This is a genomic window from Serratia sp. TSA_198.1, assembly GCF_052686505.1.
In genome coordinates this window covers 139,547-154,854 of sequence record NZ_JBQZFP010000006.1, presented here as the reverse complement: position 1 = coordinate 154,854, position 15,308 = coordinate 139,547, and the positions used below count along the sequence as shown (strand labels likewise).

Genomic DNA, 15,308 nt, shown 5'->3' with positions numbered 1-15,308 from the left:
TTTCAGCCCTGTAGTATCGACCAATTAAGTGGTTGTTTTGGAATTTGATCTGGGTCACATGTCGCTACCTGTCTCGCCGTCTATTTTTACCGTAAGCCGCCTGAATCAGACGGTTCGACAGCTGCTGGAAATGGAAATGGGCCAGATTTGGCTCTCCGCCGAGATCTCCAACTTCTCTCAACCGGCTTCCGGCCACTGGTATTTCACGCTGAAAGACGACCGCGCGCAGGTGCGTTGTGCGATGTTCCGCAACAGCAACCGCCGCACCACCTTCCGCCCGCAAAACGGCCAGCAAGTGTTGGTTCGCGCCAGCATCACGCTGTATGAACCGCGCGGCGACTATCAGCTGATTGCCGAAAGCATGCAACCCGCCGGCGACGGCCTGCTGCAACAGCAATTCGATCAACTGAAACAGCGTCTGAGCGCCGAAGGCCTGTTCGACCAACAGTTCAAACAACCGCTGCCCAGCCCGGCCAAACGCGTCGGGGTGATCACCTCCGCCAGCGGCGCGGCGCTGCACGATGTGCTGCAGGTGCTGCAACGGCGCGATCCTTCGCTGCCCATCGTTATCTACCCGACCTCGGTACAGGGCGCGGAAGCGCCATTGCAGATCGTGCGCGCCATCGAAACGGCCAACCGCCGCGACGAATGCGACGTGCTGATCGTCGGCCGTGGCGGCGGCTCGCTGGAAGACCTGTGGAGTTTTAACGACGAACGCGTAGCGCGGGCGATATTCGCCAGCCGCATTCCGATCGTCAGCGCCGTCGGCCATGAAACCGACGTCACTATTGCCGATTTTGTCGCCGACCTGCGTGCGCCAACCCCTTCCGCCGCCGCCGAACTGGTCAGCCGCAATCAGCTGGAGCTGCTGCGTCAGTTGCAATCCCAGCAGCAGCGGATGGAAATGGCGATGGATTACTATCTGGCCCAGCGTCAGCAGCAGTTCACCCGCATCAACCACCGTTTGCAACAGCAGCATCCGCACCTGCGCCTGGCGCGCCAGCAAACGCTGTTGTTCAAGCTGCAACGCCGGTTGGAAGACGGCATGCAAAACCAGCTGCGCCTGTCTTCACGCCGCAGCGATCGGGTGCAACAGCGTTTAGCGCAGGTACAGCCGCAGGCGCGCATTCATCGCTATCAGCAACGCGTGCAGCAACAGGAATACCGTTTGCAGCAGGCGCTGGAGCGCCAACTCAATGCTTACCGCCAGCGTTTCGGCGTGGCCTGTAGCCAGCTCGAAGCGGTCAGCCCGTTGGCGACGCTGGCGCGCGGCTACAGCGTGACGCAAACCCCGCGCGGCGAAGTGCTGAAAACCACCAAACAGGCCCAGGTCGGCGAACTGCTGAAAACCCGCCTGCAGGATGGCTGGGTGGAAAGCGAAGTGAAAACCATCACTGTGGCCAAGAAGCCGCGCAAAAAACGCGCGGCTAACGCGGCTGAATAGCTGTTTCCGTTACTTCAGCGTAAAACTCTCGCCCGGCTCATCGTTGATCCACAGTTCCCGCGTTTCTCCGGCAGGCAGGCTGACCGTCAGCGTTCGCCATGCCGGTTTGAACTGCCCTTCGGTGGTGACGTTCAGCATGACGCGCCGATTATCGCTGTACATCTCCCAGCGCAGCCACAGCGCGTTGCCCTGCTGCCAGCCATAACTTTCCCCGTCGTCTTCGAACAACAGCCCAGAAGCGCTGCCACAGCCTTTAAACGGGTACAGTTGCAACTCGCGCCGATCGTCGGCGGCAACGTCAACGTGCGCCAAGCGAGATGACAACGGCAACGCCGCCCCGGCGCGCACCAACAGCGGCAAACGCTCCAGCGGCGCATCCAGCACCACCGTCTGACCACCGCTGAACCACTGGCCGCTGTGGAAGCAGTACCAACCTTCGCCGTTATCCGGCAGATAGACCGAACGCGCACGCTGGCCCTGCTCCACCACGCTGGCCACCAGCAAATCGCGGCCAATCATAAAATCGTCGGTTTCTTTCAGGGTGCGTTCGTCATGCTCGTGATCGAGGAAGGTCGGCCGCAGCATCGGCTCGTCGTCGGCGCTGGCCTGCCACAGCAGAGTGTAGAAATAGGGCATCAGACGATAGCGCAGGTTGATCGCCTCGCGGACGGCCGGCGTGGCGGCCGGATACATCCACGGCTCGTTAACCGCCGCGTCGTCATTCCAGGAGTGAATGGTGAAACGCGGGTGCATCACGCCGTTTTGCACCCAACGCACCAGCAGTTCGGCGTCCGGTTTGTCGCCGGAAAAACCGCCGACGTCGTGCCCCAGGTTATACAACCCGGACAGGCTCATGCCCAACCCCATGCGGATGTTGTAGCGCAGGGTTTGCCAGTTGGTGCGGTTGTCGCCGCTCCAGGTCTGCACATAGCGCTGCATGCCGGCACAGCCGGAACGGGAGATCAGATATGGCCGCAGCTCGGGCGCGAAGCGCTGCTGGGCTTCCATCGAAGCGCGCATCATCAGCAACGGCATGACCGGGCGGATATGCTTGATGGCGATCGGCCGGCCAAAACCCTGGCAACGCGCTTCCGCGTCCCACACTTCGTATTCGTTGTTGTCGTTCCAGGTTGAATCTATGCCCATCTCCAGCAGTTGCTGAGTGACGCCCTGCTGCCACCAACGCACCGTCGCCGGATTGGTGAAATCGAGGTGCGAGCCTTCGTCGTCCCAAAAGCTGGAGCGCTCCGGCTGGTCGCTTTCCGAATCGCGGATAAACAGCCCCTGCTCCGCCGCCTGCCGGTACTGCGGATGATCCTGCAACAGGCAGGGTTTGATGTTGGCCGCCAGTTTCAGCCCGGCGGCGTGGAACGCCTGGCTCAGTAGCTTCGGCTGCGGCACCTTGTCGTAATTCCAGTTGAACACGTAGCGCTTGTTGCCGATCGAGGTGTAACCCGAAGACAGCTGGAACGAATCGCAGGGAATATCGTGCTGCTTGCACAAGGCGATGAACTGTTGCAACTGCTGCTGAGCGTCCGGCGCGTCGGTGTAATGCATGGTCGAACCGCTGTACCCGAGGCTCCATTTCGGCCCGAAGTGGGTCTTGCCGGTAAGGCGCACAAAGGCTTTGGTCACGTCCAGCACCTGCGGCCCCAGGAACAGGTAATAATCGAGATCCCCCGCCTCGGCCTGATAGCGGCGGTAGGCCAGATGGTAGTTGTCGATCTCGTTGCCCAAATCCAGCCAACAGCTGCTCAGGTTGTCGTAAAACAGCCCGAAACTGGCCTCTGCACCGCGGGTGATGGTAAAGGGCACATGTTTGTACAGCGGATCGGTGCTGGCGGCGTTGTAGCCCATCGCATCCAGATTGCGCATTTCGAAACGGCGGCCGCTGCGCTCCAGATCGCCGGCCTTCTCGCCCAGGCCATAATAGCGTTCGCCGGCAAAGCGGCGCTGGTAGTGCGCCACGCCGTCACCCTGCGGATTGAGCAAATAGGCGCTGGTTGGCCGGTCGGCCGCCAGCGGCCGCCATTCACCGGCGGCATTGCGGTGCTCCCACTCCAGCCACAGCGGCTGATGCAGGGTAACGCGCAGCGCGGCGCTGGTCACCACCAGCCGATCCTCATGCTGTTGCAGTTGATAACCCGGCAGGCTAAAACCGGCGACGCTCAGGCGATCGCGCCCTTCCCAGGGCACGTCGGCCTGCGGCGCAATGCTCCAGGTGCGGTCCAGCGCCAGCTCGCCGTTGCGTTTGATCAGCACGCGGAACAGGTTGTCTTCCAGCACGTACAGGCAGAACAGGTGGCGCTCGTCGACCAACAGCTCAATGCGATCGGCATACTCGCCTGCCAGTGTCCATTTTTTTAACGTTTTCATAGGTATCCAACTTAACTATTCAGTGTTTTTTTACCGCCGCGTTCGGCGATCAAGGCAATCAGGAACACGGCGCCGATCAGATCGAAGAAGCCCATGGCGATAAACAGCGGGTTGAAGCCGACGGTGTCGGAAACCGCACCGATCAGCAGCGTAAACAGGAAGCTGGCGATCCAGGCACTGGAGCCACGCATGCCGTTGACCGTCGCCATCTGGTTTTTATCGAACGACTCCACCACCAGCGCGCTGAGCATGCAGGAGATCACCTGATGGCCGAAACCGCCGATCGAGATCAAGGCGATCGCCACATAGGGATCTTTGGTGATCGCCACGAACGCCAGCGATACCATCATGAAGGCGCCAGTGACCGAGCTGGCGACCACCGAGTTGACGCGGCTGCAACCGAACCATTTGCGGTACAGGGTGGTGAGATAACCGCTGGCGACGCTGCCGATATCTGCCGCCAAAAACGGCAGCCAGGCAAACATGGCGATGTGCTTTAAATCCATGCCGCGTTCGGTGGCCAGATACAGCGGCACCCAGAAGCTGAACACCGCCCAGGCCGGTTCGGCGAGAAAGGCCGGGATGGCGATGCCGTAGAACTTTTTGTTTTTACACAAGATGGCCAATGATTTTAAAAACGGCAGCCTCGGCAATACCGGCTCGTTATCTTCGCGGATCAGATCCAGCTCTTTTTGGCTCAGATTAGGGTGCTTTAACGGCTCGTGGTAGAACAGCCACCACAGCACCACCCAGACCAACGCCAACGCGCCGGAGAACAAGAAGGCACCCTGCCAGCCAAAAGAGACGTGGGCAATGACGATGATTGGCGGGGCCAGCATGGCGCCGATAGAAAAACCTACGCCCGCCCAGCCGGCGGCAACCGGCCGTTCCTTTTTCGGGAACCAGTCGGAAATCGCCTTGGCGTTGCCCGGCGTGGCCGCCGCTTCCGCCCCGCCCATGAAGAAGCGCAGGATCGCCAACTGAACCCAGCTCCCCGCCCCGGCGTGCAGCATGCACACCACCGCCCAGATGCTGGCGCAGATCAAAAAGCCCATCTTCAGGCCGATAACATCGATCAGCCAGCCGCAGATCGGCTGAAATACCGTATAGGCCAGTTGGAAGGACGCCACCACCCAGGAATATTGCTCGGTGGTCATGTTCAGGCTGGTTTTCAGCTCCGGCGCCAGGATACCCAGCGAGTTACGGGTAATGTAGTTGACCGTAACGCCGAGCAGAAACAGCGCCAGCATCCACCAACGCAGCGATTTAAACTTGCGGCGACCGCTGTGCGCGACCGTCTGATTAATTTCAACACTCATCTGTCTTCTCTCCACGGCGGCTGCCCGGTGAAACAGCTCGCTTTTTGGTAGGGCACGTTTTGGTATCGAAGATATGGGTTGCGAAAATTTGCGATAGCGATCACGAAAAATCACATACACCGCTCACAACCACATGATTTATTTTCATTTTATTTATAATTCAGTCGGTAAATTGGACTGATAAGTCTATAAAATTGGTGTACCAATGCAGACTAGCCAGCCGGAAGCGTGAGCGAAACGTGGTTTTTTGCAAAAATTTTCATAGGTAGCCTAAAAGCTCGCCATAATGGCGACCCAAGCCAGACAGTACGCTGAAAAAATGCGGTGAAAATATTTTCACCGGCAAATTTGAAGGAGATCACAGAATGAACGGAAAGCTGAAAATACAGGAAATCGCCCGCCAAACAGGGCTGTCGATCAGCACCGTTTCACGCGTACTCGCGGGCAAGGCCAACACCAGCGCCGAGGCGCGCCACAAAGTATTGGCCTGCGCCCAACAGAACGGCATCTTGCAAGGCCTGTCCAACGGCCGGCTGATGCTGAACAACGTCATGGTGTTTGCCCCGCAGCGCGCCTTCGACGTGCGCACCGACATCTTTTATCACAAGGTGATCCAGGGGATCACCGCCGCGCTGGCGGAGCATGAGGTGCGCATCCGCTATTGCGGGCTCGAAGAGCAACACAGCGACGGCGCGCTGTTCCTGGAAAAAATGAGCGATCCGCAGACCGAGGCGGCGCTGATTATCGGCATCGACGACGAACACATTCACCAGTTGGCCGCCGATCTGCACAAGCCCTGCGTGCTGATCAACTGCACCGATCGTCAGATGAGGCTGGACAGCGTCTCCCCCGATCATCAGTTGATCGGCGAATTCTCCGCCAATTATCTGATCCAACAGGGCCACAGCCATATTCTGAACCTGCAATGCCTGCGCCGACACACCATGGAGCTGCGGCTGGCGGGCATCAGGCAGGCCTATGCGCAGCACAACATCGCCTTTGACGAAGGCCGCCATCTGGTTACCACCTCCGGCTTTGGCAGCGAAGAAGCCGAGCAGGCGTTGACCACCTTTATCAATCAGGTCGGCCAGCGTTCGCAACTGCCGACGGCTATTCTCGCCGGGGGCGACTATATGGCGGTCGGCGCGGTCAAGGCATTGAACAAACTGGGGCTGAACGTACCGACGGATATCTCGGTCATGAGCACCGACGGTTTCAATCTGGCGGAAATTCATGATGTGCCGCTCACCTCGGTGCATGTGCCGCGAGACGAACTGGGGCATGAGGCGATCCAACTGTTGCAGCGCCGGATGCTGCGCGCCGATGCGCCGCCGTGCAATCTGCTGCTGCACGGAAAACTGGCGGTACGCGCCTCGGTCAAGCGTATCAGCCCGCACAAGACCAGCCCGGCGGTCAGCACCCACGATCATCGTCTTTACGATGTCTGAACTACACTTAGTGGTGGAATATTGACTTATTGAGGGTAATTTTGCTTAAGGAGAGCCATTATGCCGACCCTGACCGCACGTTCAGTCATCCCCCCTTATATGCTGCGCAGGATTATTGAACACGGCAGCGTACCGCAGCGCGACTGCGCATTGCACACCCTGAACCACGTCCAAAGCCTGCTCGGCAACAAGCCGCTGCGTGCGCCCGGCGCGCAAACCGCCAGCGGCGGCGACGTCATCCGCGATATCTACGACGCTCAAAACGGCACTCAGCTTCCCGGCAAGCAAGTGCGCAACGAGGGCCAGGCCAGCAACCATGACGTGGCGGTGGACGAAGCCTATGACTATCTCGGCGTAACCTACGATTTCTTCTGGCAGGCGTTTGAGCGCAACTCGCTGGACAACAAAGGGCTGCCGCTGACCGGCAGCGTTCACTACGGCCATGAGTATCAGAATGCCTTCTGGAATGGCCAGCAGATGGTATTCGGCGACGGTGACGGCGAGATCTTCAACCGTTTTACCATCGCTATCGATGTCGTCGGCCATGAACTGGCGCATGGCGTAACCGAAAGCGAAGCCGGGCTGATTTACTTCCAACAGGCCGGTGCGCTGAATGAGTCTATGTCTGACGTCTTCGGTTCCTTGGTCAAGCAGTTCCACCTGCGGCAAACCGCCGATAAGGCCGACTGGTTGATTGGCGCGGGCCTGCTGGCCAAGGGCATTAACGGCAAGGGCCTGCGCTCGATGTCTGCGCCCGGCACCGCCTACGACGATCCGCTGCTGGGTAAAGATCCGCAACCGGCCGACATGAAGAATTACATTCAGACCAAAGAGGACAACGGCGGCGTGCACCTCAACTCCGGCATCCCCAACCGTGCCTTCTATCTGGCGGCCACCGCACTCGGCGGCTTCGCCTGGGAGAAAGCCGGTTACGTCTGGTATGACACGCTATGCGACAAAGCGCTGCCGCAGGATGCCGACTTCGCCACCTTCGCCCGTACTACGGTAAAACATGCACAGCAACGTTTTGATCGCACCGTGGCGGACAAAGTGCAGCAAGCCTGGCATCAGGTGGGGGTGGAATAATGAAACCCTTGCCGTCGCTCAATCAGGACACGGTCATTGAGCTGGCGCGTGAAGGCGGCTTCGCCTTTATTCCCAAACTGGCGGGCCAGCGGCGCATTGCGCTGGCCGATATTACGCCGGAGCAACGCCAACGCCTGAGCCAGTTATTGAATCAAACGCTGCCCTACGCGCAGGAAGAGGGAAAACCGGGTTCCCCCGGCTGTGGCGACCAGCGCTACTTCCGCGTGCAAATCAGCTATTACAGCCAGAATCTGTGCAGTGAAATCGTCTTGCTGATCCCGGAAACCAGCGCGCCGCAGGCGCTGGTGGACTTGTGGAAAACCGGTCAGGTGGATGAGTGAACGCTTACAACGGCTGATAATCAAATAGCACGCGCTTTTTGGATATCAGCCCGTGGCCGTTCTGACACAGGTAATCCACCGCGCCGCAGGCCTTCAGCTCCTGCAGCGGCTGCCCGCAGTCCGGGCAATGGGCCAATTGCCGATAATCGCGTTCGCAGGCGGCGCAATGGTAGTGACCATTCACCCACTCCATCGTTTGATCGCATTGCGGACAGTGCGCTTCCATACTGACTCCTGAACCTGAATTAGATGACGCCCCACGAGCGCAAGAAGTATATCCCCAGCGCGGTGGTAAAAAACGAACCGACGGTGGTGATGGCAATAATATTCGCCGCCAGCGTGGCGTTGCCGCCCATGGCGCGCGTCATGACATAGCTGCCCGAGGCGGTCGGCGTGGCGGAAAACAGGAAGATAATCCCCAGCGCCGCGCCGTGAAAGCCCCACAGCCAGCCGCCCAGCGTCATCAGTACAGGTACCAGAAACAGCTTGGCCGAAGAAGACAGCGCAGCAACGTTGGACGAACGGAACATGGCGCGCAGATCCAGGCTTGCGCCGGTGCACAACAACGCCAGCGGCAGCGACAACCCGGAGATATAGCTGCCGGTCTGCCGGATCACCTGCGGGATTGCCAGGCCGGTTTGCGCGAACAGCAGCCCGCACACCAGGCCGATAATCAGCGGATTGGTGACAATACTGCGCAGCAGCGACAAACGGCTGATCTTCTTGCCATGCCCACCCTGCAAGCTGCGCGTCAGGGTAATCACCGACAGCACGTTAAACAGGATCACCGTGACCGTCAGGTACAGCGAACCCAGCGCCACCCCTTCGTCGCCATACGCAGTCATGGCGTACGCCAGCCCGACAATGGCGGTATTGGCGCGGAACCCGCCCTGCACGAACACGCCCCGCTCACGCGGCTCCTTAACCAGCCAGACCGCCGCCACCTCCAGCAGCAGGAAAGTGGCAATGGTGCCGATCGCCCCGTAGAGAACCAACGGCAGGTTGCCCAACAGTTGCGGATGACTGGTGGCGATGCTGAAGAACAGCAGGCAAGGCAGCGCCAGATTGAACACCAACCGGGTGGCGCCATCAATAAAACGATCGTCCATCAGCCGCCAGTGGCGCAACAATACGCCCAACAACATCATTAACAAATTAGGTACGGTGACGCTGAACGCAAAACTCCAGGTTTCCCAAGACATGGTGTTCCTTCAACTGACGGCGACAATATGCAGATAATAGAACGACTTCGGGGCAATAAAAAAGAGCGCGGTATGACTACCGCGCTCTTTTTGAAGATTACTTGCTTTTCTTCAGGTGGCTCATCAGGCGTTTACGTTTACGCATCTGGTTCGGCGTCAGCAAGTTGCGCTTGCCGGCGAACGGGTTGTCACCCTCTTTGAACTGGATGCGGATTGGCGTACCCATGACCTTCAGTGAACGACGGAAGTAGTTCATCAGATAGCGTTTGTAAGAGTCGGCCAGATCGCTCACCTGGTTGCCGTGGATCACCACGATCGGTGGGTTGTAACCCCCGGCGTGAGCGTATTTCAGCTTCACGCGGCGGCCGCGCACCAACGGCGGCTGGTGATCTTCGGCAGCCATCTGCATGATTTTGGTCAGCATGGAGGTGTTCACACGACGGGTCGCACACTCGTAGGCTTCCAGCACCGATACGAACAGATTGCCAACGCCGCTGCCATGCAGGGCTGAAATAAAGTGAATGCGGGCGAAATCGACAAAACCCAGGCGCAGATCGAGCATCTCTTTCACGTGCTCGCGATCTTCTTCGCTCATGCCGTCCCACTTGTTGACCACAATCACCAGTGAGCGCCCACTATTGAGGATAAAGCCGAGCAGCGAGAGATCCTGATCGGAAATACCTTCGCGCGCGTCAACCACCAGCAGCACTACGTTGGCGTCTTCAATCGCCTGCAGGGTTTTGATTACCGAGAATTTTTCTACGGTTTCCGTCACCTTGCCGCGTTTGCGCACCCCGGCGGTATCGATCAGCACGTATTCGCGCTCGTCGCGTACCATCGGGATATAGATACTGTCGCGGGTCGTGCCCGGCATGTCGTACACCACCACACGCTCCTCGCCGAGGATGCGGTTAGTCAGTGTGGACTTACCTACGTTAGGGCGGCCAACGATCGCCAGCTTGATCGGCAAATCTTGCGGGTTGAAGTCGTCTTCCGGCTCTTCGTCTTCCGGGATTTCGTCTTCCTGCTCAGCCCAGTAAGCGGCGTTCGCCTCTTCTTCGGTCAGCTCGACTTCTTCGGGTTTTTCACCGACAAACGGCACCAGCACGTGCTCGATCAGTTGCGCTACGCCACGGCCGTGCGAAGCGGCAATCGCATGCACGTCGCCCAGGCCCAGCGAGTAGAAATCGGCGGTGGCCATGTCCGGATCCATGCCGTCGGTTTTGTTGGCGACCAGGAAGGTGGCTTTCTGACGGTTGCGCAGATGCTGGGCGATGCCCTGATCGGCCGGCATCAGGCCGGCACGCGCGTCGACCATGAACAGCACGATGTCCGCTTCTTCAATCGCCAACAGCGACTGGCCGGCCATGCGCGTTTCAACGCCGTCTTCGGTACCGTCAATGCCCCCGGTATCGACGATAATAAATTCATTACCCTCAACTTCGGCACGACCATACTTGCGGTCTCGCGTTAGCCCGGGGAAATCCGCCACCAGCGCATCGCGCGTATGTGTTAAACGGTTAAACAAGGTGGATTTACCCACATTCGGGCGCCCAACCAGCGCGACGACAGGTATCATTGTGAAGCCTCATTACTTAATAATCAATGCGTTACTGCACCATGGATAGACACCAGAAGTGCAGCTTATAAAAATACGAAACGGCCCCTGAACACTCAGGAGCCGTTTGCAAACCGTGCGATGACCGGCAGCGTTAGCGGGTGAAAGCGTAAACTTTTCCGCCTCGGGCCTGAATAACCAGCTTATCGCCAGCCACCATCGGCGCAGACAGGAAGCCGGAGCTATCCACTTCCTGCTGGGCAACAAAACGGCCGTCCGTGGTGTTGATCCAGTGCAGGTAACCTTCGGAATCCCCGGTCACCAGATAACCATTATACATCACCGGCGGGGTCAGGTTGCGGTGCAGCAGATCGCTCTGCGTCCACACTGTTACGCCACCTTCGGTGCTCAGCGCTACCACGCGATCGTTCTGATCGATCAGGTAGATGCGGCCCGCGTCCACGATGAAGTCGTTCACGGAACCCAGTTCACGCTTCCACATGATCTGGCCGGAACGCAGATCCAGCGCCGTCAGGTTGCCATTGTAACCTAATGCGTAGACAACGCCTTCAACAATCACCGGCGTCGTGTCCACATCGTTCAGGCGATCGATCTCGGTCGCGCCGCTCGGCTGGGAAATACGCTGTTGCCAGATCAACTGGCCCTGCTGCATCAGCACTGCGCTGACGCGGCCGTTATCACCGCCGACAATCGCCGCGCCGAAGGCAACGGCCGGAGCAGACTCACCGCGCAGTGACAGCGATGGCATGTCCAGGTTAACCGTCCACTTCACCGCGCCATCAGATTCGTTCAGCGCCTGCAGCAAACCGTTGGAGGTATGGATCAGCACCATGCCGTCGCTGATGACCGGGCGAGAAATCGCTTCGCCGGCCACCTTGGTCTGCCACGCCACTTTACCGTCTGCGGTATTCAGCGCGTAAACCACCGCCTTTTCACTGCCGACGTAAACTTTATCGCCCGCGACCGCCAGGCCACCTGACAGCAATGCCGGCAGGTTGCTGGAGAAGAAGCCGGTTTTCTCGGAAAGATCGACCTTCCACTTTTCGTCACCGCTGTCGGCGTCCAACGCTTTCACGATACCGTGACGGTCGGCAGCATACAGTGTGCTGTCCTGGAAAGCGGGACGCAGGTGAGAATAAAACTCACCGATACCGTCACCTACCGAGGTGCTCCACGCCTTGTTCGGCGTGAACTGATTTTCAACTTTTGGCAGCGGCGACATGGTAACCACGTCTTCTTCACTGTTAAACAGCGAGCAACCACTCAGCAAGGCGACGGAAACCAGTCCGACCAAGAGTGTTTTACGCAATTGCATGGGAATTCCCCTTAGCTGGACAAGTTATTCAATTTCATGCGCAGCAAAACCTGCAGCGCCTGAGAAGCGTTGGACTCAATGCCTTTGCTGTAAGCCTCACGCGCACCTTTGGTGTCGCCTTTGGCCAGCAACGCGTCACCGCGTGCATCTTGCGCCATCGCCGCCCAACCTTCGCCTTTCACGCCATCCAGCGTTTTCAGCGCTTCATCCAGCTTTTTCTCCTGCAACTGGACACGCGCCAGACGCAGGCTAACCATCGCCAACAGGTTATCGTCTTTGGTCTGGCCCTGAGCCAGCGCCAGCTGTTGCTCTGCATTGGCGAAATCATTCTGCTCAACAAAGTGTTTCGCCAACTCCAGCGAGGCCAGTACGCCATAGCTATTGCTGTTGGCCTTGGCGAACGCCTCCGCAGCGGACACGTCGTCCGGCTTACCGGCCGCCAGACGATCGCTGGCTTCCTGATAGGATTGGGACGCAGCCATCATGTTGGAGTTTTGGTGGTTCTGCCAGAAACGCCAGCCGACCAGGGCACCAATTCCGAGCACCACCCCCACCGCCAGCGCTTTGCCGTTTTCGGCAAAGAACCGACGCACGGCGTCGACTTGTTCGTTTTCAGTGGTATAGACTTCCACGGTGTCCTTCTCCTTAACCTAACATCGTTGCCAGACGCACTGCGACTTCGCTTTGCGCCAGCGTTTCTTGTTCACCACTGCGCAGGTCCTTAACCACCACCTGCTGTGCCGCGACTTCGTTCTCACCGAGGATCAAAGCGACGCGCGCGCCCCATTTGTCCGCACGGGTGATCTGTTTCTTAAAGTTGCCGCCGCCGTAGTTGGTCATTAATTTCAGCTGTGGTGCTGCATCGCGCACGTTTTCTGCCAACTGCATCGCCGCGCTTTGGGCGCCTGCACCGGAGGAGATAACGTACACGTCAATGGTCGCCGGGGCTTTGAAATCCGGATTAACTTCCTGAACCAGCAATACCAGACGCTCCAGGCCCATCGCGAAACCGACCGCCGGCGTCGCACGCCCGCCCAGTTGCTCGACCAAGCCATCGTAACGGCCGCCTGCACACACCGTACCCTGAGCGCCCAGACTGGTGGTCACCCATTCGAATACCGTACGGTTGTAGTAGTCCAGACCGCGCACCAGGCGTTCATTGATGGTATATGGGATACCTGCCTGAGACAAAAGTTCACACAGGCCGTCGAAGTGGGCTTTGGATTCTTCATCCAGATACTCGGACAGACGCGGTGCGTCGTTCAGCAAGGCCTGAACTTCCGGATTTTTGGAGTCCAGTACGCGCAGCGGGTTGCTGTACATGCGGCGTTTGCAATCTTCGTCCAGCGTGTCTTTATGCTGTTCCAGGAACGCCACCAGGGCATCGCGGTAGTTGGCGCGCGCTTCCAGAGAACCGATTGAATTCAGCTCCAGATTCACGTGCTCGGAAATACCCAGCGCTTTCCACCAGCGGGCGGTCAGCAGGATCAGTTCGGCGTCAATGTCCGGGCCTTGCAGGCCGAACACTTCCACACCCAGCTGATTGAACTGACGATAGCGGCCTTTTTGCGGACGCTCATAGCGGAACATCGGGCCGATGTACCACAGACGCTGTTCCTGATTGTACAGCAGACCATGTTCGATGCCGGCGCGAACGCAGCCAGCCGTCCCTTCCGGACGCAGCGTCAGGCTTTCGCCGTTGCGATCCTCGAAGGTATACATCTCTTTTTCCACGACGTCGGTCACTTCGCCGATCGCGCGTTTGAATAACGGGGTCTGCTCTACAATCGGCAACCGGATTTCGCTGTAACCGTAGCTGCCCAGCACCTGCTTCAGTGTGCCTTCAATACGCTGCCATAATGCCGTATCTTCCGGCAGGTAGTCGTTCATGCCGCGAATGGCTTGAATGTTCTTTGCCACGTGATTTCTCTGTCCGTTGTCTATAAAAATGAACCCGATTATAGGGACTTTGCCGCCCCGTATTCAACGCGGGTGCCGCTTTCTGCCTCCCGGGTTCATAAACAAGCGGGCTAATCAGCCCGCCATGTAGCGATAACGCTTATTTTTCCAGCAGATTGACCGAGATGCGATTGCTTTCATCCATCATCGACGCCTTGGCGCGAATCTTCGCCTCCAGTTGGTCAATCATCTGCTCGTTGTCAAAACGCTCTTTCTGGCGCACGCCGTCTTCGTAAAAACCGCTCTTGTTATGGCCACCGGTCACGCCCAGCGTGGAAACCAGCGCTTCGCCCGGCCCGTTGACCACACAACCGATAATCGAGATGTCCATCGGCGTGATGATGTCTTCCAGGCGTTGTTCAAGCGCGTTCACCGTACCTATCACGTCAAACTCCTGACGCGAACAGGTCGGGCAGGCGATGAAGTTAATGCCGCGCGCGCGAATGCGCAGCGATTTCAGAATATCGAAACCGACTTTCACTTCTTCCACCGGATCGGCCGCCAGCGAAATACGCAGGGTATCGCCGATGCCTTCCGACAGCAGCAGCCCCAGGCCAATCGCCGATTTCACCGAACCGCTGCGCATGCCGCCAGCTTCGGTGATGCCCAAATGCAACGGTTGATCGATACGCGCGGCCAACAGGCGATAAGATTGCACCGCCAGGAATACGTCGGAGGCTTTGACGCTGACCTTGAACTGATCGAAGTTGAGGCGATCGAGGATATCAACATGGCGCATCGCCGATTCGAGCAGCGCTTCCGGCGTAGGTTCGCCGTATTTTTCCTGAATGTCTTTTTCCAGCGAGCCGCCGTTCACCCCAATACGAATCGGGATGTTTTTATCGCGCGCGCAGTCCACGACTGAGCGGATACGCGACTCGTTGCCGATATTGCCCGGGTTGATACGCAGGCAATCCACGCCGTACTCGGCAACCTGCAACGCAATGCGGTAATCGAAGTGGATATCGGCGACCAGCGGCACGTTAACCTGCTGCTTGATCAGCTTGAACGCCTCGGCGGCGTCCATGGTGGGAACTGAAACGCGGACAATATCTACGCCCACGCGCTCCAGCGCTTTGATCTGATTAACCGTTGCTTCAACATCGGTGGTACGGGTGTTGGTCATCGACTGCACGGCAATCGGCGCGCCATCACCAATAGGCACCTTGCCGACGTAAATTCGCGTTGATTTTCGACGGTTGATGGGCGCTTGGTTATGCATTACTTACTCTCCATTGT

At 58.4% G+C, this 15,308-nt stretch carries 13 protein-coding genes; 4 read left to right on the top strand and 9 right to left on the bottom strand.

Annotation, left to right across the window (positions count from 1 at the left end; translation table 11 throughout):
* Positions 1–58 precede the first annotated feature (58 nt).
* The gene (xseA, locus tag ACUTSW_RS20905; RefSeq protein ID WP_445585258.1) at positions 59–1,444 is read left to right on the top strand and encodes an exodeoxyribonuclease VII large subunit; all 1,386 of its coding nucleotides are present in this window, start codon (positions 59–61) and stop codon (positions 1,442–1,444) included.
* Between the two features lie 9 nt (positions 1,445–1,453).
* On the opposite strand, the gene ACUTSW_RS20900 is transcribed toward xseA, so the two are convergent.
* Both ACUTSW_RS20900 and ACUTSW_RS20895 read right to left on the bottom strand, forming a co-directional pair.
* Positions 1,454–3,820 carry a glycoside hydrolase family 31 protein gene (locus ACUTSW_RS20900; protein WP_445585257.1) on the bottom strand — a complete coding sequence of 789 codons (2,367 nt, stop codon included), beginning with the start codon at positions 3,818–3,820 and terminating at the stop codon, positions 1,454–1,456.
* 11 nt (positions 3,821–3,831) lie between these two features.
* Positions 3,832–5,139 (bottom strand): MFS transporter, encoded by a 1,308-nt coding sequence (locus tag ACUTSW_RS20895; protein WP_445585256.1) that lies wholly within the window; start codon positions 5,137–5,139, stop codon positions 3,832–3,834.
* A gap of 365 nt (positions 5,140–5,504) precedes the next feature.
* On the opposite strand from ACUTSW_RS20895, the gene ACUTSW_RS20890 reads away from it, so the two are divergent.
* From ACUTSW_RS20890 to ACUTSW_RS20880, 3 genes are read left to right on the top strand one after another with little or no spacing between them, the layout of a single operon-like run.
* On the top strand, positions 5,505–6,587 hold the full coding sequence (locus ACUTSW_RS20890; protein WP_062868284.1) for a LacI family DNA-binding transcriptional regulator: 1,083 nt from the start codon (positions 5,505–5,507) through the stop codon (positions 6,585–6,587).
* A 60-nt stretch (positions 6,588–6,647) separates the two neighbouring features.
* Positions 6,648–7,673, top strand: a complete 1,026-nt coding sequence (locus ACUTSW_RS20885; protein ID WP_445585255.1) for a M4 family metallopeptidase — start codon at positions 6,648–6,650, stop codon at positions 7,671–7,673.
* Positions 7,673–8,014, top strand: coding sequence for a protealysin inhibitor emfourin (locus ACUTSW_RS20880; RefSeq protein WP_004952056.1), 342 nt, complete (start codon positions 7,673–7,675; stop codon positions 8,012–8,014). The genes ACUTSW_RS20885 and ACUTSW_RS20880 overlap by 1 nt, the downstream gene beginning before the upstream one ends.
* Before the next feature lie 4 nt (positions 8,015–8,018).
* Here ACUTSW_RS20880 and ACUTSW_RS20875 read toward each other — a convergent pair whose 3' ends face one another.
* From ACUTSW_RS20875 to ispG, 7 genes are all read right to left on the bottom strand, one after another.
* Positions 8,019–8,240: a zinc ribbon domain-containing protein gene (locus ACUTSW_RS20875; RefSeq protein ID WP_062868286.1), complete on the bottom strand. Its 222-nt coding sequence runs from the start codon at positions 8,238–8,240 to the stop codon at positions 8,019–8,021.
* Between the two features lie 19 nt (positions 8,241–8,259).
* A complete protein-coding gene (locus ACUTSW_RS20870; RefSeq protein WP_004952059.1) occupies positions 8,260–9,216 on the bottom strand; it encodes an AEC family transporter in 957 nt (318 codons plus the stop codon).
* 97 nt (positions 9,217–9,313) lie between these two features.
* Entirely contained in the window at positions 9,314–10,795 is a 1,482-nt protein-coding gene (gene der / locus ACUTSW_RS20865; RefSeq protein WP_004952062.1) for a ribosome biogenesis GTPase Der, read from the bottom strand.
* A 133-nt stretch (positions 10,796–10,928) separates the two neighbouring features.
* On the bottom strand, positions 10,929–12,110 hold the full coding sequence (gene bamB, locus ACUTSW_RS20860) for an outer membrane protein assembly factor BamB (RefSeq protein WP_004952064.1): 1,182 nt from the start codon (positions 12,108–12,110) through the stop codon (positions 10,929–10,931).
* A gap of 11 nt (positions 12,111–12,121) precedes the next feature.
* Positions 12,122–12,742, bottom strand: coding sequence for a YfgM family protein (locus ACUTSW_RS20855; RefSeq protein ID WP_445585254.1), 621 nt, complete (start codon positions 12,740–12,742; stop codon positions 12,122–12,124).
* Between the two features lie 13 nt (positions 12,743–12,755).
* Positions 12,756–14,030, bottom strand: coding sequence for a histidine--tRNA ligase (gene hisS, locus ACUTSW_RS20850; RefSeq protein WP_004952068.1), 1,275 nt, complete (start codon positions 14,028–14,030; stop codon positions 12,756–12,758).
* A 139-nt stretch (positions 14,031–14,169) separates the two neighbouring features.
* Positions 14,170–15,291, bottom strand: a complete 1,122-nt coding sequence (gene ispG / locus ACUTSW_RS20845) for a flavodoxin-dependent (E)-4-hydroxy-3-methylbut-2-enyl-diphosphate synthase (protein ID WP_004952070.1) — start codon at positions 15,289–15,291, stop codon at positions 14,170–14,172.
* Positions 15,292–15,308 lie beyond the last annotated feature (17 nt).

Bases quoted from the DNA above. Each gene is read 5' to 3' on its own strand.
- bamB (WP_004952064.1), bottom strand. From the start codon at position 12,110: ATGCAATTGCGTAAAACACTCTTGGTCGGACTGGTTTCCGTCGCCTTG.
- der (WP_004952062.1), bottom strand. From the start codon at position 10,795: ATGATACCTGTCGTCGCGCTGGTTGGGCGCCCGAATGTGGGTAAATCC.
- ACUTSW_RS20895 (WP_445585256.1), bottom strand. From the start codon at position 5,139: ATGAGTGTTGAAATTAATCAGACGGTCGCGCACAGCGGTCGCCGCAAG.
- ACUTSW_RS20875 (WP_062868286.1), bottom strand. From the start codon at position 8,240: ATGGAAGCGCACTGTCCGCAATGCGATCAAACGATGGAGTGGGTGAAT.
- ispG (WP_004952070.1), bottom strand. From the start codon at position 15,291: ATGCATAACCAAGCGCCCATCAACCGTCGAAAATCAACGCGAATTTAC.
- ACUTSW_RS20890 (WP_062868284.1), top strand. From the start codon at position 5,505: ATGAACGGAAAGCTGAAAATACAGGAAATCGCCCGCCAAACAGGGCTG.
- ACUTSW_RS20880 (WP_004952056.1), top strand. From the start codon at position 7,673: ATGAAACCCTTGCCGTCGCTCAATCAGGACACGGTCATTGAGCTGGCG.
- xseA (WP_445585258.1), top strand. From the start codon at position 59: ATGTCGCTACCTGTCTCGCCGTCTATTTTTACCGTAAGCCGCCTGAAT.
- ACUTSW_RS20900 (WP_445585257.1), bottom strand. From the start codon at position 3,820: ATGAAAACGTTAAAAAAATGGACACTGGCAGGCGAGTATGCCGATCGC.
- ACUTSW_RS20870 (WP_004952059.1), bottom strand. From the start codon at position 9,216: ATGTCTTGGGAAACCTGGAGTTTTGCGTTCAGCGTCACCGTACCTAAT.
- ACUTSW_RS20885 (WP_445585255.1), top strand. From the start codon at position 6,648: ATGCCGACCCTGACCGCACGTTCAGTCATCCCCCCTTATATGCTGCGC.